The organism is Mycobacterium sp. (assembly GCF_039583785.1).
GTDB lineage: Bacteria > Actinomycetota > Actinomycetes > Mycobacteriales > Mycobacteriaceae > Mycobacterium.
This window is the reverse complement of the sequence record NZ_JAVKSG010000002.1, coordinates 68,499-85,742: the sequence shown is the minus strand read 5'-3', so window position 1 is coordinate 85,742 and position 17,244 is coordinate 68,499. Positions and strand designations below refer to the sequence as shown.

17 protein-coding genes are annotated in these 17,244 nt (G+C 65.9%); 13 read left to right on the top strand and 4 right to left on the bottom strand.

Going from position 1 to position 17,244, the window contains the following annotated elements; genetic code table 11:
• The first annotated feature begins 576 nt into the window (after nucleotides 1-576).
• The 8 genes from infA to truA all read left to right on the top strand — a co-directional run bounded on the left by infA (nucleotide 577) and on the right by truA (nucleotide 5,269).
• Nucleotides 577-798 carry a translation initiation factor IF-1 gene (gene infA, locus ABDV69_RS01955; RefSeq protein ID WP_003418601.1) on the top strand — a complete coding sequence of 74 codons (222 nt, stop codon included), beginning with the start codon at nucleotides 577-579 and terminating at the stop codon, nucleotides 796-798.
• A 50-nt stretch (nucleotides 799-848) separates the two neighbouring features.
• On the top strand, nucleotides 849-962 hold the full coding sequence (gene rpmJ / locus ABDV69_RS01950) for a 50S ribosomal protein L36 (RefSeq protein ID WP_003879483.1): 114 nt from the start codon (nucleotides 849-851) through the stop codon (nucleotides 960-962).
• Nucleotides 963-1,217: 255 nt separating this feature from the next.
• The gene (gene rpsM, locus ABDV69_RS01945) at nucleotides 1,218-1,592 is read left to right on the top strand and encodes a 30S ribosomal protein S13 (protein ID WP_343571663.1); all 375 of its coding nucleotides are present in this window, start codon (nucleotides 1,218-1,220) and stop codon (nucleotides 1,590-1,592) included.
• Between the two features lie 4 nt (nucleotides 1,593-1,596).
• Entirely contained in the window at nucleotides 1,597-2,019 is a 423-nt protein-coding gene (gene rpsK / locus ABDV69_RS01940; RefSeq protein ID WP_343571662.1) for a 30S ribosomal protein S11, read from the top strand.
• A 15-nt stretch (nucleotides 2,020-2,034) separates the two neighbouring features.
• On the top strand, nucleotides 2,035-2,640 hold the full coding sequence (gene rpsD, locus ABDV69_RS01935) for a 30S ribosomal protein S4 (protein WP_343571661.1): 606 nt from the start codon (nucleotides 2,035-2,037) through the stop codon (nucleotides 2,638-2,640).
• An 87-nt stretch (nucleotides 2,641-2,727) separates the two neighbouring features.
• Nucleotides 2,728-3,774: a DNA-directed RNA polymerase subunit alpha gene (locus ABDV69_RS01930; RefSeq protein WP_343571660.1), complete on the top strand. Its 1,047-nt coding sequence runs from the start codon at nucleotides 2,728-2,730 to the stop codon at nucleotides 3,772-3,774.
• Between the two features lie 75 nt (nucleotides 3,775-3,849).
• Complete coding sequence (rplQ, locus tag ABDV69_RS01925) at nucleotides 3,850-4,383, top strand: 50S ribosomal protein L17 (RefSeq protein ID WP_343571659.1); 534 nt, start codon at nucleotides 3,850-3,852, stop codon at nucleotides 4,381-4,383.
• 10 nt (nucleotides 4,384-4,393) lie between these two features.
• Nucleotides 4,394-5,269 carry a tRNA pseudouridine(38-40) synthase TruA gene (gene truA, locus ABDV69_RS01920; RefSeq protein WP_343571658.1) on the top strand — a complete coding sequence of 292 codons (876 nt, stop codon included), beginning with the start codon at nucleotides 4,394-4,396 and terminating at the stop codon, nucleotides 5,267-5,269.
• 55 nt (nucleotides 5,270-5,324) lie between these two features.
• On the opposite strand, the gene ABDV69_RS01915 is transcribed toward truA, so the two are convergent.
• Together ABDV69_RS01915 and ABDV69_RS01910 are read right to left on the bottom strand one after the other, a co-directional pair.
• Nucleotides 5,325-5,981 (bottom strand): cutinase family protein, encoded by a 657-nt coding sequence (locus ABDV69_RS01915; RefSeq protein ID WP_343571657.1) that lies wholly within the window; start codon nucleotides 5,979-5,981, stop codon nucleotides 5,325-5,327.
• Nucleotides 5,982-6,020: 39 nt separating this feature from the next.
• Complete coding sequence (locus tag ABDV69_RS01910; RefSeq protein WP_343571811.1) at nucleotides 6,021-6,824, bottom strand: cutinase family protein; 804 nt, start codon at nucleotides 6,822-6,824, stop codon at nucleotides 6,021-6,023.
• 187 nt (nucleotides 6,825-7,011) lie between these two features.
• Here ABDV69_RS01910 and eccB point away from each other — a divergent pair, with 187 nt between their 5' ends.
• A complete protein-coding gene (eccB, locus tag ABDV69_RS01905) occupies nucleotides 7,012-8,463 on the top strand; it encodes a type VII secretion protein EccB (protein ID WP_343571656.1) in 1,452 nt (483 codons plus the stop codon).
• Here the strand turns inward: eccB and mycP are convergent.
• Nucleotides 8,371-9,690, bottom strand: coding sequence for a type VII secretion-associated serine protease mycosin (gene mycP, locus ABDV69_RS01900; protein ID WP_343571655.1), 1,320 nt, complete (start codon nucleotides 9,688-9,690; stop codon nucleotides 8,371-8,373). The genes eccB and mycP overlap by 93 nt on opposite strands.
• Nucleotides 9,691-9,725: 35 nt before the next feature.
• Complete coding sequence (gene eccD / locus ABDV69_RS01895) at nucleotides 9,726-11,090, bottom strand: type VII secretion integral membrane protein EccD (RefSeq protein WP_343571654.1); 1,365 nt, start codon at nucleotides 11,088-11,090, stop codon at nucleotides 9,726-9,728.
• Nucleotides 11,091-11,188: 98 nt separating this feature from the next.
• On the opposite strand from eccD, the gene eccCa reads away from it, so the two are divergent.
• From eccCa to ABDV69_RS01875, 4 genes are all read left to right on the top strand, one after another.
• Complete coding sequence (gene eccCa / locus ABDV69_RS01890; RefSeq protein ID WP_343571653.1) at nucleotides 11,189-15,016, top strand: type VII secretion protein EccCa; 3,828 nt, start codon at nucleotides 11,189-11,191, stop codon at nucleotides 15,014-15,016.
• 347 nt (nucleotides 15,017-15,363) lie between these two features.
• The gene (locus tag ABDV69_RS01885) at nucleotides 15,364-16,218 is read left to right on the top strand and encodes a type VII secretion-associated protein (RefSeq protein WP_343571652.1); all 855 of its coding nucleotides are present in this window, start codon (nucleotides 15,364-15,366) and stop codon (nucleotides 16,216-16,218) included.
• An 86-nt stretch (nucleotides 16,219-16,304) separates the two neighbouring features.
• Nucleotides 16,305-16,631, top strand: a complete 327-nt coding sequence (locus ABDV69_RS01880) for a WXG100 family type VII secretion target (protein ID WP_343571651.1) — start codon at nucleotides 16,305-16,307, stop codon at nucleotides 16,629-16,631.
• An 11-nt stretch (nucleotides 16,632-16,642) separates the two neighbouring features.
• A complete protein-coding gene (locus tag ABDV69_RS01875) occupies nucleotides 16,643-16,948 on the top strand; it encodes a WXG100 family type VII secretion target (RefSeq protein ID WP_343571650.1) in 306 nt (101 codons plus the stop codon).
• Nucleotides 16,949-17,244 lie beyond the last annotated feature (296 nt).

Genomic DNA, 17,244 nt, shown 5'->3' with positions numbered 1-17,244 from the left:
GTAGTGCGACATGGATGCTTCCAACGACGGCCCGCGCATCAGGATCGTGACCGATTTCGGGCGGCGGGACAGATGCATCGCCGCTCGACCCGCCGCCGACCCCGATTTCCAGGCCTCGAGGGAGTCGTCGATACAGCTTCTCCTCGGGTGGAATCCCACGGCTTGAGCTGCTTGAGGGTGTCGAGCGCGTCGGGGCCCGATTCGGCCCGGACGATGCGGTTGGCGGCGCAGATCGCGGGCAACGGCCCGAGACACCGCGGGATCGTCGTCGACGGTCAGCAGCACCGGTTTGCGGGAGGTGGCATCGACACCTGCGGGATCAGTTATCAGCGCCGAGTACGCGCTCGTCAGGGCTGGCGCGTGCGGCGAGCGCGGCGCTCCCGATTTCTTCGACAGCGATTTTGGCCAACACGTATCAGCAGGTATCGTAGAGCAACGGTGCTTCATCGCGCTGGTTTCTCGCGTGCCCTGTCTTAGGAATTTCCTGTCACTGGCTCACGTTGTAGGGCTGGCGCGTGCTGCGCTGACACGGGCTCAGAAGAGACGAAACCAAAGACGAGGATTCGAAGAGAAGTCATGGCCAAGAAGGACGGCGCCATCGAGGTCGAAGGCCGCGTGGTCGAGCCCTTGCCCAATGCGATGTTCCGCATTGAGCTGGAAAACGGCCACAAGGTGCTTGCCCACATCAGCGGCAAGATGCGGCAGCATTACATTCGCATCCTGCCCGAGGACCGGGTGGTGGTGGAGTTGTCTCCCTACGACCTGTCCCGAGGCCGCATCGTGTACCGCTACAAGTAACAGCCCGAACAACTAACCGACGAGAAGACAGAACAGGATCGAAAACAGCCGTGAAGGTGAACCCGAGCGTCAAGCCGATCTGCGACAAGTGCAGGGTGATCCGTCGGCATGGGCGGGTCATGGTGATCTGCTCCGATCCACGCCACAAGCAGCGCCAGGGCTAACCGTCCGGTGACGATTCAGGCCGTGAAGCGGCCTGAGCAGGAGCCGGACAATTATTGAGGCTCAGTCCCTCCGCTTGACACGCGCACACAACTGAATGCAGACCTCCCAGCACCACTAGGCAGCTGGCATCTTTCTCCAGATGGGCATGCCTAGCTACGTCCGGAACGGAGGCCGGACCCCGGAGCCCTGAGTTGTTTTCTGGGCCAGGGAACGGGCTGGGATTTAGACCTCCGCATAGAGAAGGAATGCCGTTCATGGCTCGACTAATGGGCGTCGACCTCCCGCGCGACAAGCGCATGGAGGTCGCGTTGACCTACATCTTCGGAGTTGGTCGCACCCGTTCCAACGAAATCCTGGCCGCTACCGGGATCGACAAAGATCTGCGCACCAAGGACCTCACCGACGATCAGGTGGTCCAGTTGCGCGACTACATCGAAGGCAATCTCAAGGTCGAGGGTGACCTGCGCCGCGAGGTGCAGGCCGACATCCGTCGCAAGATTGAGATCGGCTGCTACCAGGGCCTTCGGCACCGCCGCGGGCTGCCGGTGCGCGGTCAGCGCACCAAGACCAATGCGCGTACCCGCAAGGGCCCGAAGCGCACCATCGCCGGCAAGAAGAAGGCCAGGTAATACCATGCCACCAACCAAAAAGGCAGGGCAGGCTGCTTCTGCCAAGAAGGGTCAGAAGACCCGGCGGCGGGAAAAGAAGAACGTCCCGCACGGCGCCGCGCACATCAAGAGCACGTTCAACAACACGATCGTGACGATCACCGACCTGCAGGGCAACGTCCTGGCCTGGGCGTCGTCGGGTCACGTCGGCTTCAAGGGGTCGCGTAAGTCGACGCCGTTCGCCGCACAGCTGGCCGCCGAGAACGCGGCCCGCAAGGCGCAGGAGCACGGCGTCAAAAAGGTCGACGTGTTCGTGAAGGGCCCGGGTTCGGGCCGCGAGACCGCGATCCGCTCGCTGCAGGCCGCCGGCCTGGAGGTCGGCGCGATCTCCGACGTCACACCGCAGCCGCACAACGGCTGCCGTCCGCCCAAGCGGCGCCGGGTCTAGGGAGGAACATCAATCATGGCTCGTTATACCGGACCCATCACCCGTAAGTCGCGCCGCTTGGGTGTCGACCTCGTCGGTGGAGATCAGTCGTTCGAGAAGCGCCCCTACCCGCCCGGTCAGCACGGCCGCGCGCGGATCAAGGAGAGCGAATACCGCCAGCAGCTGCAGGAAAAGCAGAAGGCCCGCTTCACCTACGGCGTGATGGAAAAGCAGTTCCGCCGCTACTACGCAGAAGCGGCGAGCCGTCCCGGCAAGACCGGTGATGAGCTGCTGCAGATCCTGGAAAGCCGGCTCGACAACGTCGTGTATCGCTCCGGCATCGCCCGGACTCGTCGGATGGCCCGTCAGCTGGTCAGCCACGGCCACTTCACCGTCAACGGCGTCAAGGTGACCATTCCCAGCTACCGGGTGTCGCAGTACGACATCATCGACATCAAGGGCAAGTCGCTGAACACGGTTCCGTTCCAGATTGCCCGCGAGATCGCCGGCGACCGTCCGGTCCCCAGCTGGATTCAGGTGGTCGGCGAGCAGCAGCGGATCCTGGTCCATCAACTGCCCGAGCGCGCCCAAATCCAGGTGCCGCTCACCGAGCAGCTCATCGTCGAGTACTACTCGAAGTAAGCGCAGACCCCCGCCGCTGCAACCGCACCGGCGGGATAGGAAAACGGCATCAAATAGCGGGTGCCGAGATGGAGATAAAGAAACACCATGCTGATTTCGCAGCGACCTACCTTGTCCGAAGAAGTCATCAGCGACAGCCGTTCGCAGTTCGTCATCGAACCGTTGGAGCCGGGTTTCGGCTACACGCTCGGTAACTCGCTGCGGCGTACGCTGCTGTCCTCGATTCCGGGTGCGGCCGTCACCAGCATCCGCATCGACGGTGTGCTGCACGAGTTCACCACCGTGCCGGGCGTCAAGGAAGACGTCACCGACATCATCTTGAACCTGAAGAGCCTGGTGGTGTCCTCCGAGGAGGACGAGCCGGTGACCATGTACCTGCGCAAGCAGGGCCCGGGCGAGGTCACCGCGGGTGACATCGTGCCGCCGGCCGGTGTCACCGTGCACAACCCCGAGATGCACATCGCGACCCTCAACGACAAGGGCAAGCTCGAGATCGAGCTCGTCGTCGAGCGTGGTCGCGGTTACGTCCCGGCCGTGCAGAACAAGGCCTCGGGTGCCGAAATCGGCCGTATCCCAGTCGATTCCATCTACTCGCCGGTGCTCAAGGTCACCTACAAGGTGGACGCCACCCGGGTCGAGCAGCGCACCGACTTCGACAAGCTGATCCTCGACGTCGAGACCAAGAGCTCGATCGGCCCCCGTGACGCGCTGGCGTCCGCGGGTAAGACGCTGGTCGAATTGTTCGGTCTGGCACGCGAACTCAACGTCGAGGCCGAAGGCATCGAGATCGGCCCGTCGCCGGCCGAGGCCGACCACATCGCGTCGTTCGCCCTGCCGATCGACGACTTGGACCTGACCGTGCGCTCGTACAACTGCCTCAAGCGCGAGGGCGTGCACACCGTCGGCGAGTTGGTCTCGCGCACCGAGTCGGACCTGCTCGACATCCGCAACTTCGGGCAGAAGTCCATCGACGAGGTGAAGGTCAAGCTGCACCAGCTCGGCCTGTCGCTCAAGGACAGCCCGGCCAGCTTCGACCCGTCGGAGGTCGCCGGCTACGACGTCGCCACCGGCACCTGGTCCGCCGAGGCCGCTGCCTACGACGACGCGGACTACGCCGAAACCGAGCAGCTCTAAAGCCCAATTGCTCGAAAAGAGCGCCGTCCCGGCCCTACCTGATACGGGGGTCGGCCCCATAAAGGAGAAGTGGCAATGCCCAAGCCCACCAAGGGTCCTCGCCTCGGCGGATCTTCTGCGCACCAGAAGGCTATCCTGGCCAACCTGGCGACCGCGCTGTTCGAGCACGGCCGGATCAAGACGACCGAGCCCAAGGCGCGGGCACTGCGCCCCTACGCCGAGAAGCTGATCACCCACGCCAAGAAGGGCACGCTGCACAACCGTCGTGAGGTGCTCAAGAAGATCCGCGACAAGGACGTGGTGCACGCCCTGTTCGCCGAGATCGGGCCGCACTTCGCCGACCGCAACGGCGGCTACACCCGCATCATCAAGGTCGAGAACCGCAAGGGCGACAACGCCCCGATGGCGGTCATCGAGCTGGTGAGGGAGAAGACGGTGACGTCTGAAGCCGACCGCGCGCGCCGGGTGGGCGCGTCGAAGGCTGCCAAGGCTTCGGCTGCCAAGGAAGAGCCCAAGGCCGAAGAGCCCAAGGCCGAAGAGGTCGAGGCCGAAGAGCCCAAGGCCGAAGAGGTCGAGGCCGGCGAGGCCGGGGACGCTGACGAGTCCTGAAGATGTGCCGTTGAACGACACACCCGCCATCGACACCGATGGCGGGTGTGTTCGTCTCAGGCTCGATATCGCCTACGACGGAACAGAATTCGCCGGCTGGGCCACCCAGTCGGGTCAACGCACTGTCGCGGGTGTGCTCGAAGAGTCGCTGTCGACGGTGTTTCGCAGCGAGTTGCGGCTACGCGCGGCAGGCCGCACCGACACCGGTGTGCACGCCACCGGCCAGGTCGCTCACGTCGATGTTCCGCTCGACGCGCTGCCCAACGTATATCCGCGCAGACCGCGGCCGAGTCAACCCGAGTTCCAGCCGCTGCTGCGCCGGCTTGGCCGGCTGCTGCCCGCCGACGTGCGGGTGCGCCGAATCAGCCGCGCGCCTGCGGGTTTCGACTCGCGATTCTCGGCGCTGCGCCGACATTACGTCTACCGGATCTCGACCGCCGACTACGGGGTGGATCCGCATCAGGCCCGCTTCATCACCAGTTGGCCGCGGCTGCTCGACGTCGATGCCATGTCGGCGGCCTCAGAAAAGCTGCTGGGACTCAACGACTTTGCCGCGTTCTGTCGTCACCGTGAAGGAGCGACGACGATCCGCGACCTGCAGCGGTTCGACTGGGACCGTGACGGCGACCTGATCACCGCGTATGTGACCGCCGATGCGTTCTGCTGGTCGATGGTGCGGTCGCTGGTCGGCGCGCTGCTGGCCGTCGGCGAGCACCGGCGCACCGCGGACTGGTGCTCCGAATTGCTCACCGACACAAGGCGTTCCAGCGACTACGCCGCGGCTCCGGCGCGGGGTTTGACGTTGGTTGGCGTGGATTACCCGCCCGACACCGAGTTGCAGGCGCGGACGTTGATCACCCGCGACCTTCGCACCCGGGATCCATAGTCCGGCTCCTCCTCGGCCCGCTTCGCGCGCCGCATTGTCGCCAGAGGTGACTGAGCTACAGCTTGCCGGCGACGAAGTTGGCGGCCTGATTGACCATGCCGTCCTGGATGTAGCCGGCGGCCATGTGTTGGTTCCAGTTGTCCGACCAGGTGTGCGGGTCTGCCGGGTTGCAGATGGGATCGGCGCCGTGGCACAGATCGATGGTCCGATCTTTGTAGATCGGGTTGACGTTCGTGATCGGTCCGATCCAGTTGGCGCCGTTGCCGAAGAGGGCGACCGCGGCGATGTGCTGATCGGCGCCCGGCGGCAGCGGGTTGGTGAAGCCGAGCATCGCGCCCGGAGCCGCTATCACGACGTCGGTGACCGCTGCGCCAAGGGAGTAGCCGCCCAGCACTATGCGAGTGTGCGGGCAGCCGTTGATTGTCGACTGCACGTGCGCGCTCATGTCATTGGCGCCGACGGCGACCTCGGTGTCGGCCGGGTAGCGAACCGCGTAGAGACCGATGCTTTTGTCGACCCTGGACCGCAGCGCGCTGACGAAGGCATTACCGAGGACTCCGGCGCCGGGTGGTTCCTGCCGTCCCCGGGCGAACACCACTTCGGTGTTGGGGCAGGCAGCGAATGCGGTCGGGATCGTCGCGGGGGCCAGCATCAAACTGGTGGCGAGCAGCCCGGTGGCGGCCATTCTGGCGACGCTGCTGCGCAGGCTCATATTCTTACTCAGCGACTGGCGATCTGGAGTGCCGAGTGATCAGTGAAAGACCGCGGGCCGGGTCTGGTCGACCACGGTCGGACCGGGCGTGACGGGCCCGGGCGGCGGGCCTTGGCCGGGGCCGGGCGGGACGAGCCCAACGGGGCCGGGCGGGACGAGCCCAACGGGGCCGGGCGGGACGCCCAGTGGCCCTTCCGGTGCGGTCTGGGGGAGCACCGCCAGCAGCCGGGTGGCCACGAAGCTGGCGGCCTGGTTGGTGTATACGGGAACGTAGCCGTCGGTGTGGCCCTTCCACTCGTTGCCCTGGCCGGCGTGGCAGATCGGGTCTTCAGGGTTGCAGTAATCGACGGCCTTGGCGCCAAACATCGCGCTCTGCGCCGTGATCGATCCGCCGCTGCGGTCGGCCGGGTTGCCGAATGTGGTGACCGCGATGATGTGGTCGGCGTACTGCGGCGGCAGCGAGTCGCCCCAGCCGATGCCGCCGATCTGCGTTCCGGTGACGATGTCGACCACCGACGCGCCTTGGGAGTACCCGCCGAGCACCTGCGGGGTGGTCGGGCACTTGTCGGCCATCTCCTTGATGTGCTTGATCGCGTCCTTGGCGCCGTCGTTGCCGTGGATCTGCAGCAGGGTGGCACGGTAGTTGACCGGGTAGGCGTCGACGTTCTTGCCGGTGTCCCGGCGGATGGCGTCCGCAAGGGCCTCGCCGACGCGTCCCAGACCGGCCGGCTCGTCGGTGCCGCGCGCAAAGGTCAACGCGATATCCGGGCAGTTGTCGGCGTTGGCCGAGGGGGCCGCGTTGAGTACGGCGCTGGGTGCGACGAGCAACACGCCCGCGACCAGCAATGCGGCGGCGGTCCGGCTCAAGCGGCGTGACCAGGGGCGATGTCGCGCGGAACGGCTCAGGCAGTCAATGCTCACCAGATGATTCTACGGATTCTTGCGTTCGCGGCCACATCCACGAATTTCCGGTCCCTGGCTGTGGATCGTGGGCGGACCGCTCAGTGGCTAGTGCCTATCGTCAGACGGGATGGCATGGCACCCGACGACGAGGCTGGAGCTCAGCGGTCATCGATTCCTGCGGCGACGAATCGAGTGCGCGCTGCTGGGCATCGACCTGCGGTCCGTCAACGAGGCGATCCGTGCACCTGCGCAGTCGCTGGCGGTCGGCCTGGTGTTCGCGATCGTCGCACTGGCCGGGTGCCTCGTCCTGGCCCTGCTGCGTCCCCAGTCGGACGCGGAGACCGCGCCGATCGTGATGGAGCGACAGTCGGGGGCGCTCTACGTCCGATTGGCCGACACGCTGCACCCGGTGCTGAACCTGGCCTCGGCCAGATTGATCATGAAGATCAATGCAGACCCCGAACCGATGGCCGCGTCCGCTTTCGGGCGCAACAAGATGGGCTCGCTGTTGGGTATCCCCGGCGCCCCGCAGTTTCTCGGAAAACCGCTGGGCGGAGGCGAATCGCAGTGGACCGTCTGCGACGGCGGCGATCGCACGACGGTCATCGTCGGTGCGCAGCCGCAGTCCAATGTTCTGGGCCGCGACCAGGCTCTGCTCGTCACGCCGAGCACGGGCGGCTCGACGTACCTGTTGTTCGACGGCCGACGGGCCGTGGTGAACCCGGACGACGCTGCGGTAGCACGCGTCCTGGGGCTGGACGGCCAGCTGCCACTGCACGTTTCGCCGACACTGTTGAACCTCGTCCCGGAGACATCACCGATCGCGGCACCGCCGATTCCCGACGTCGGCGAACGAGGACCCGACTCGCTGCCCGGCTTTCGGGTCGGCACCGTGCTGCGGGTGGCCCGCAGCGGCGGCGACGATTACTACGTCGTGTTGCGGGAGGGGGTCCAGCGGGTCGGCGCGCTCGCTGCCGAGCTCGTGCGATTCTCCGAGCCGCAGGGAACTCGTACCGCCATCTCGGTTGCACCCGATGTCATTCGGACCACCAAATCGGTGACCCGTCTGCCGGTGTCGGAGTTTCCCGACCGGGTCTCGCCGCAACCGGTCGCCAGCGGTACGACGCTGTGTGCCAGCTGGGCGCCCGCCGTGTCGGGAAGCGTCACCGTCTCGTTTTCGCTTGCCGGCCTGCCCATTCCGGTTGGACAGGCACCCGTCGAGTTGGCGCAGGCCGACGGAAAAGGACCTGCCGTCGACGCGCTGTACCTGCCGCCGGGGCGCATGGCGTATGTCCGCGCGACCAGTCTGTCCGGTGCGGACGCTCGCGCGGGTCCTCGATACCTGATCTCCGACACCGGTGTTCGCTTCGCCGTTCACGACGACGAAGCGGCCAAGGACCTAGGAATGCCGGCCACCATGGTCGCCGCACCTTGGCCGGTTCTGGCCCAGCTACCCGCGGGACCGGAGTTGAGCAGAGCCAATGCGTCAGTCGCGCAGGACATCCCCGCCGTTGCTCGACCGATCGGCACGACGCAGTCGGGTCCGCAACGCGCTGCCGGACAGCACCGACGCCAATAGGCCGCCACAGACAGCGGCCCCGACGAACGCCTCGTGCCGTGCGCGGTGATCCGCCGGCGCGGGATGTGCAGGTTCGACGACGGGCGCCACGGTCCGGGCCGACGGTGGTGTCGGAGCGGTCGGCGTATCGGTGCTCACCGCGGCAAGGAAGTCCACTTTGCCGGCGCCGACTCGTGGGTTCCATCCACCGGGCGGATGGTGCGCGGTCGCCTTGATGCGTTGCATCACCTGACGAGCGGTCCACCTCGGGAACCGGGAGCGGATCAGTGCGGCCAATCCGCTGACCACCGGCGCGGCATAGCTCGTACCCGAAAGCGGCGTCGACCCTTCCTGTCCGTCAAGCGCGTTCGCCAGTCCATCGGCCGAGGAATTCAGCGAGATCACCCCTTCGCCGGGTGCGGCGACATCGACCCACGGCCCGGCGAGGGTGAACGACGACGGTTCGCCCTGCGCATTCACCGACCCGACGGTCAGCACGTAATCGTCATACCAAGCCGGGCTCACCACTACTGCCGGATCGGATTGCTGCGCAGGGCACTGGCCGGTGCCGGCATTTCCCGCGGCCGCCACCACGACGACGTTCTTGGTCTCGACGGCATAGGCCAACGCCGCGCCGAGTGGGCGATCGTCGAGAGCTGAGCCGGCGCGGGCGCAGGCAACCGACGAAATGTTGATCACGGTGGCGCCCAAGTCGGCGGCGGTGCGTACCGCTCGCGCCATCGTGTCCACGTCTCCGAATCCGGACTTTGTCGGGTCCGATGCCGCTGCGAACTTCGTGCTGGACTGCCGGATACTGATCAGCTCGACTCCTGGAGCGACACCGCTGAAATCGTCGTCATGCTTGGGATCTGTTGTCGCGCTGATAATCCCAGCGACCACAGTGCCATGGCTATCGCAGTCCTGGGTTCCGTCGCCGGTGAAAACATAGTCCCCACCCGCCGCCAGGTGCGGCAGGCGCGGATGCGGCGCAACACCGGTGTCGATGACGGCGACGCGCTGGCCCGAACCGCTGGTGAGTTTCCAAACCTGCTGCAGATCAAGGCCGGAGAGCTGGGATACGTCGGCATCGGGCAGGGCTGACGACACCGCGCAGATCTCGCGTTGGACGGTCGGTCGCGGTGGGCGTGCGGGTGCGGGCCGTGGGAGCAGACTGTCGTCGATCGGTGGCGGCGATACCGCGTTAGCAAGCGGTATGGTGCAGCCCGGCAGAATGGCCAGAGCTGCCATCGCCGCACATCGCCGCAGCCCCAATCGCCCTGACGTCACGGTAGATTCAGGTTGCGCGCGGCTCCGTAGAGGCCGCAGAGCCAGAACGCCAGCGGGGCAATCGTCGCCAGCGTGAAATACTGCACCAACTCCACGCTTCGCCGCCCGGTCGGAAAAACCGGCGTTGAGCCAGGCATGAATCCTAGGTGCAGCGCAACAATGCTCAGCGCCATCGACAGTGCCGCGATGGGCAGCGCGTGCTGCGGGTAGGCAAGGGCAGCAGCGACCAGGGCAGCGCAGAGAGTGGCCGCCCCGCAGACGATCGGCGGCACCGAGCGGCCGACGTCCTGATGCCCACGCGCCCGCAGCACCAGGGCGCCGCCAACCATCCCGGCGAAGCCGATGCCGCTCAGCGAGGCCTCGCCTGCTGCGCTGATGCCACCCAGGGCGGCCGAGGCGGAGAAAGCCGTGATCAAGCTGTCGAGCCAGGTGTGCGCGCGGATTGCTCTCGCGTGCAAATGGTCTGGACTTTCAGCGGGCCCAGGTGATAACCGCGCGAGCATGACCGATACCGGCGCTGCCGCTTCGATGAGCGCCAGTGAGATTGCCGCCAATCCCGCGCCAACTGCCGGAAGTGGAGCGGCGACGACCGCACGCACCGCGGCCGTAGTCGCGCAGGCCATTGCGAGTAATGCCAGCGCCGTGAATACGACTGTGTGGCGGGCGAACACGCGGACTATCGCCGCGACTGTACCCGCAGCGGCGGCTGCCAACAGCGCGTTTGGCGCACCAGGTCCGCCGGGAATGGCGAAGAGCCCGGCAAGGGCAGCAGATCCGGCGCCCATCAGACCCAATGTCAGGCCTGCCCCTGGTTCGTCGAATACCCGATACGCCGCCCCCGCCGCCAGCAACGTAAGGAGAGCGGCCGTCCAACAAACACCGATGCAGCCGGCGCGGTGCGCGTCGGCGGCAAAGGCTGTTCGAATCAGCACCGCAGCGGTAACGCTTGCCAGGCAGGCAGACACCAGCACGCCGAGAAGCCGAGTCGCTCGTCGGGTCCGGGGCCGTTGCACCTCGGCGACCGCAGCCGCGACCGCCTCGGCTGCATCGTCACAGGGCGGAGGGACGAATGCCGTCGGCGGGCGGACCAGAAACAACGTGCATCCATCTCGAATCCCCAATTCATTCAACGTTTTCGACGCATCCAGTGCATCGCCGCCGGATCGGGACAGCTGACACGTGACAGAGCTGAGGCAGGCATCGACGTGGCCCCTGCCGGCGAGGGCGTCGATGATCGACGGAATGAGGGAACCGACCGGTACCTCCGCCGATACCACCAGATCGAGGCTGGTGGTATCGGTACGAATGGCCAGCCGCCGCTGAGCGGTCGTCACCGACACCTGATGCACACCGACCTCCATTCGCCGAACTGGACGATAGCCGTGCCGCAGTTGCCCCGTATGCGTTGCTCCACAGCCGACTTGTCGCCAATGACGGCCGCGCCTACCGTGCCCGGAACATGGAGGTCGAGCAGGCGTTGGACGGGGGTGCGACCGCAGTGCACGTTGCGATCGAGCGCATCGCGGCGCCGGTGCACGAGACCAAGGACATCGCGGTCGCGGCGCCACCGGAAGTAACCCGCCAGGCGCAGTCGAACCAGTTGATCCGCTTCGTGCCGTTGCTGACCGCCGTCGCGACGGTAGGCGCGATGGTTGCGGCCTACTACGCGCGCTCGACCGTGGCGCGCAATCCGGCGTTCATGATGTTCCCGCTGATGATGCTGGTGTCCACGGTCGCGACGGTGCTGTCGGGCTCCGACCGGCGTCGTGGCGAGGTCAATGCGCAGCGCGCGGATTATCTGGGCTACCTGTCCGACATTCGAGCTTGTGCGCTGAAGAATGCAGAAGCACAGCATTATTCGTTGACCTGGCACCACCCTGATCCTGACACGCTGTGGACTCTGGTGGGCGGGTGCCGGATGTGGGAGCGGACAACGACGGAGTCGGATTTCTGCCGGCTCCGGATCGGTGTCGCAGACCTGCCTCTTGCGACTCGACTGGTGGCGCCGGCCCTGGAGTCGGTCAATCGGCTGGACCCGGTGGGGGTGGCTGCGCTGCAGCGCTTGCTCCGCATGCACTCGACGGTGGCGAACGCGCCGATCGCGATCTCGTTACGCGGCCAGTCGGTGGTGAGTATCCGCGGCGACGGCAGGCAGGCACGCGCACTCCTGCGGGCCATGCTGTGCCAGCTGGCCGTCCTGCACAGTCCGGCAACGGTCTTGATCGCCGCGGCCGTCGCCGACGCCAACCGGCCGGACTGGGAATGGCTGAAATGGTTGCCGCACAATCGACATCCCTATGTGTCGGATGAGCTTGGCCCTGCCCGGATGGTGTATGCGTCGGCAGTCGCGGCGCGTGAGGCGCTGGACGGATTGATGGACGGCGGGCGAGTCGGCGATGCGACGGCGCCTTACATCGTGGTTGTCGACGACAGCGACGAGGAATCCAACGACATTGCTGCCGAGGGCGTCACCGTGCTCACTGTGCGATGCGGCGACGGCAAGCCGGTGGTCGTCACCGCCTCTGGCGAAGAGGTTGTCGCACATACCGATCAGTTGAGCCGTGCCGCGGCGCTGGTCTGCGCGCAACGACTGGCCGGCTATCGCCCCGGCCTCCCGCGCGCGGCATCGAACCGGACTGCGTGGCAGGACCTGATCGGCATCAACGACATTGCCTGCTATTCGCCGGTTGCGCATCGGAGCATTCGAAGCACGCCGGCGCTGCTACGAGTTCCGGTCGGCACGAATGACACCGGCACGCCAGTGGAATTGGACATCAAGGAGGCCGCGGCGAACGGCATGGGACCGCACGGGCTCTGTATCGGGGCAACGGGTTCAGGGAAATCGGAGTTTCTCCGGACGGTGGCTCTGGGCATGATCGTCAGTCACTCGTCGGAGGAGTTGAACCTGGTCCTGGTCGACTTCAAGGGCGGCGCGACGTTCTCCGGACTCGAACCCGCGCCGCATGTGGCCGCGGTGATCACCAACTTGGCCGACAAAGCAGCGTTGGTCGCACGAATGCGTGATGCGTTGATGGGCGAGATGAACCGCCGTCAAGAGGTGCTCCGCGAGGCCGGCAACCTCGACGGTTTCTCGGCTTACCAACGCAGGCGGCGCGCCAGGGGCCAGCTGCCCCCGCTGCCGGCGTTGTTCGTCATTGTGGACGAGTTCTCCGAATTGCTCAGCCGGCATCCAGATTTCGCCGATGTCTTCGTCGCGATCGGCCGGTTGGGGCGATCGCTGGGCATACATCTGTTGCTGGCGAGCCAGCGTCTGGATGAAGGCAGATTGCGCGGTTTGGAATCGCATCTGTCGTATCGGGTGTGCCTGAAAACCCTGTCGAGCAACGAATCGCGTACGGTCCTGGGTACGTCGGAAGCCTACGAACTACCCGCAAATCCAGGCGCCGCGTATCTGCGTGTCGGTACCGATGCACCGATGCGGTTCCAGACGGCGTTTGTATCTGGCCCCGTTCCGGCACGCTTCGGTACGGGCGATTGTGTCCTGCCGGAGCGCGGTTCACGGTCCGCAATTGTCCGGCTATTCACCACTGAGCCCGTCGGATCAGTCGTGTCTGGCCGCGACGACGAGGCGGACCTCGGCGAATCCCCTACGGTGCTGCAGGCGATTGTCCAACGGCTGTCAGGAGATGGCCCACGAGCGCACGAGATATGGCTACCACCCCTCGGAGCGGCCCCAGCTTTGCAGTCGGTCCTGCGGCACGCCGAGCCGACCCGGCCGCTCACGGTCCCTGTCGGCCTCGTTGACCGTCCGTTCGAGCAACGGCGCACACCGTTGATTGTCGATTTGGCAGGGGCCGCAGGTAATGTCGCGGTAGTCGGCGCACCTCAATCCGGCAAGTCGACGGCGCTGCGTACTTTGGTCACCGCGCTCGCGGCGACTCACGCTCCCCACCTGGTGCAGTTCTACTGCCTCGACTTCGGCGGCGGCTCGTTGGCGTCACTGCGAGACTGGCCGCATGTCGGTTCGGTAGCCGGACGCGGCGACCCGGAACGACTCCGGCGCACAATCGCCCTACTCTGCGCTGTCGTCCGGTCACGCGAGACGCTTTTCCGCGAGCACAACATCGAGTCGATGGCGAACTATCGACTGCTCAAGGCGCAGCGCGATGCACGGTGTGACCGGTTCGGCGACATCTTTCTGATCGTTGACGGGTGGCTCAGCCTGCAACGCGAACTCGAGACGGCCGAAATGTCGGTGACATCCCTTGCCGCAGAGGGGCTCTCGTACGGCATCCACCTCGTGTTGTCGGCTACGCGATGGCCCGAGATTCGACCCGCTCTGCGGGATCAGGTCGGGACACGGATCGAGCTGCGACTGGGTGATCCCGGTGATTCGGAACTCGATCGTCGGCGGGCTCAGCAGGTTCCAGACGGGAGTCCAGGGCGAGGACTTTCGCACGACGGACTGCACATGGTCGTCGCACAACCACACCTTGACATCGGCGCCGCTTCGAGCGTGGGGGAGATGTTGCGGCGCCGGCACGGCGGGTGGACTGCGCCGCCAGTGCCGGTACTCCCACTACAGATAGAGCACACCGCCGTGGTCGGGCTCGCTGGCGTGCGCCACGCCGGCGCTGTACTGGGCGTCGAAGAAACCGAGCTTCGGCCGCTGGCAATCGATTTCATGCACCACCCGCATCTGTTGGTTCTCGGTGACGCCGAATGCGGTAAGACTGCGACGTTGCGCACCGTGTGCGTCGAACTGCTGAGGACGACGACTCGGGCGGGGTGCCAACTATTCATCGTCGACCCTAGGCGCTCGCTACTTGGCGTGGTTGAGCAACAAACCGGGAGGCTCGGCGGCTACCTTCCATCCGGTGACGCGGTGGCCGAAGCAGTGCCGCGTTTGATGGAAATGCTGCGTCGACGCGTGCCCACTTCGGATACCACCCCGGCGCAATTGCGTAACAGGTCGTGGTGGTCGGGACCGGAAATATACATTGTGGTCGACGATTACGACCTGCTCGGCGGCGTGGCTGTCAATTCTTTCGCGCCGCTGCTGGAGTTTCTGCCGCATGGCCGAGACTTGGGTCTACATCTTGTGCTGGCGCGCCGCAGCACTGGTGCAGCCCGTGCCATGTTCGAGCCGCTATTGACCGGACTTCGGGACGCAGGTTGTGCGACGTTGCTGATGAGCGGAAGTCCGGACGAGGGGTTGACCATCGGCCCGGTACGCCCGTCTCCGCTGCCACCCGGGCGCGGCGTGCTTGTGCCGCGTCGCGGCGACCCGCAGACGATCCATGTCGGTTGGACGCCCGCGCCGTGAGGGTGCATCTCATCGAGATCAGTCCGACCGCGATCCGCCGATTATGTTGCGGCGGAGCCACCGTCGCCGAGACTGGGGTCGAGCAGGCCGCGTTCGAGAACATCGACCACCCAGTGGCACTGGTCGACCTGCGACCGGTCAGCGTCGAATCGTTGTGGCAAACCATCTTCGAGTCGCTCGACTGCGGCGCCGCCGAACCCGTGACGGTCGTGCACCCATCCTGGTGGTCACCGCCGCGTATCGACGTCGTCAGCGCCGCCGCGCGGGTTTTGCCGGGCGATGCCGAAATGCGGTCGCGGCGGTGGTTGCTGACTCGGGCGTCTCCCGCTTCGTCTGCGACGTCAACCGTGGAAATCACCGACGATTTCGTTGTCGTCACGGGCACGACGGTGACAGTTGAGCCCCGGCAGGGCCGCGTCGAGGCCGTCGCCGAATCGGTCGCGCTGTCAATCCTGACTGCTGCGTCGGGCGCCACTGAGACGGTGCTCATCGACGCCCCCGCGACTGTGCGCGGGGCGAAGACGCTTGCGGCGGCGCTTGCCAGAAGGGTACCGAGTAGCGGCGGGATCACTGCGATCGTTGTGGATGATATCCGCCTGAGAAAGCTTGCCGGAGAACTGAAGCCGACCGACAACAAACCTCACCGGCCGAAACGCGCCTGGACTTCGGGGAAGAGCCTGCGGGCGCTGACGTTGGTGGTGACGGCGACCGGCGTGTTCATCAGCGTCGGTACACTGCCGCGTCACGGCGCACCGCGCGCAACCGGCCCCTTTCCGACCACCGTTGTTGTGGAAGGCCACGTTGCAGTGGAGGTTCCGGCGCACTGGCTCATGCGGAGAGTTGTCGCAGGGCCAGGGTCGGCGCGGGTGCAGCTCACGTCCCCGGCTGACCCGGAAGTGGCGTTGCATGTGACCCAATCGCGGGTCGCCGTGACAGGTTTGGACGCGACTGCCGAGTTCCTCAAGAGCGCGATAGACGCAGCGCCGGCCGGCGTATTCGTCGACTTCAACCCCACCGGCCGCAGTGCAGGACGTCCGGTGGTGACCTACCGGGAGGTTCGGGCCGGCCATGACATCCGCTGGACGGTATGGGTGGACGACGCGGTCCGGATCAGCATCGGATGTCAGAGCCGCAGAAGTCGCGACGACGCTGTGCGCCGGGAGTGCGAACTGGCGATCCGGTCGGCGCGGGCGTTGAACTGAAAATGGGCGGAACCGGACGGCGCCGGCGGGAGTCTTACTTTTCGTTAGCGCGGTGAGGGCCGCGGCCATGGGCGGAAAGAGGACACGTGAGCGCACCGACTGGTGGCAATTCACTCAGCACCGATTTCGACCTCATGCTCTCGGTCGCTGCGGCCATCGATACCCGCAACGATGAGATCCGTGCGGCACTGCAAGCGTTTATCGGCCGCATGAGTGCCGTGCCGCACTCGGTGTGGGGCGGAATGGCGGCGTCGCGATTCAAGGACGTAGTGCATCGATGGAACGCGGAATCGTTGAAGCTGCATCAAGCGCTGCACGGCATCGCGGAGACCATTCGTTACAACGAAGTCACGCTGCGAGATGCCGCCGAGAACCACGCGCTGCACATTGGCACTGCAGCCGGACATCTGTGAGGCCGTCGGCAATGGATCCGCGACTGTCATACAACTTCGACGAGATCGAAGCCTCTGTTCGCCGGGAGATTCACTCCGCGTCGACGACATTGAACGCCGCGTTGCAGGAACTCAAGTCGCACGTTTCGCCCCTGCAGGAACTATGGACCCGCGAAGCCGCAACGGCCTACGGCGTCGAACAGATCAAATGGCATCAAGCCGCCACCGCACTCAACGAAATCTTGGTGGACCTGGGAAACGCCGTCCGCGATGGCGCTGACGAGGTCGCGGCCGCGGATCACCGGGCGGCGGGCGTGTGGGCCCGCCAGGGACGGTGATTGCACAAAGACTCAGCGCGGTTCGGTGACTCTGCGCGGTTCCGCCGGTAAGGAGAGACCGGCGGGACCGCGCAGTCAGCTCCGGTGGAGCCGAACCGGGGCCGTGTTCGGCGTTGTCAGTTCTTTTCGCCTATCCACGGGCATGAACATCGAGCTGGCATTGACGCGTTTTGACCTGCGTGGATAACCGCCGGTAAGCTGCCGTGTTGGCGTGCGGAACGTCGGGCCTCGGGTCAACGCCGGTCGCCGAGACCATCCCCTCCGCAAGCGTTTGACTGGCACCCGGGTCACCGGGA

Coding starts and splice junctions, on each gene's coding strand:
- infA (WP_003418601.1), top strand. CDS start 577: ATGGCCAAGAAGGACGGCGCCATCGAGGTCGAAGGCCGCGTGGTCGAG.
- rpsM (WP_343571663.1), top strand. CDS start 1,218: ATGGCTCGACTAATGGGCGTCGACCTCCCGCGCGACAAGCGCATGGAG.
- rpsK (WP_343571662.1), top strand. CDS start 1,597: ATGCCACCAACCAAAAAGGCAGGGCAGGCTGCTTCTGCCAAGAAGGGT.
- rpsD (WP_343571661.1), top strand. CDS start 2,035: ATGGCTCGTTATACCGGACCCATCACCCGTAAGTCGCGCCGCTTGGGT.
- ABDV69_RS01930 (WP_343571660.1), top strand. CDS start 2,728: ATGCTGATTTCGCAGCGACCTACCTTGTCCGAAGAAGTCATCAGCGAC.
- rplQ (WP_343571659.1), top strand. CDS start 3,850: ATGCCCAAGCCCACCAAGGGTCCTCGCCTCGGCGGATCTTCTGCGCAC.
- ABDV69_RS01915 (WP_343571657.1), bottom strand. CDS start 5,981: ATGAGCCTGCGCAGCAGCGTCGCCAGAATGGCCGCCACCGGGCTGCTC.
- eccB (WP_343571656.1), top strand. CDS start 7,012: ATGGCATGGCACCCGACGACGAGGCTGGAGCTCAGCGGTCATCGATTC.
- mycP (WP_343571655.1), bottom strand. CDS start 9,690: ATGGCAGCTCTGGCCATTCTGCCGGGCTGCACCATACCGCTTGCTAAC.
- eccD (WP_343571654.1), bottom strand. CDS start 11,090: ATGGAGGTCGGTGTGCATCAGGTGTCGGTGACGACCGCTCAGCGGCGG.
- eccCa (WP_343571653.1), top strand. CDS start 11,189: ATGGAGGTCGAGCAGGCGTTGGACGGGGGTGCGACCGCAGTGCACGTT.
- ABDV69_RS01875 (WP_343571650.1), top strand. CDS start 16,643: ATGGATCCGCGACTGTCATACAACTTCGACGAGATCGAAGCCTCTGTT.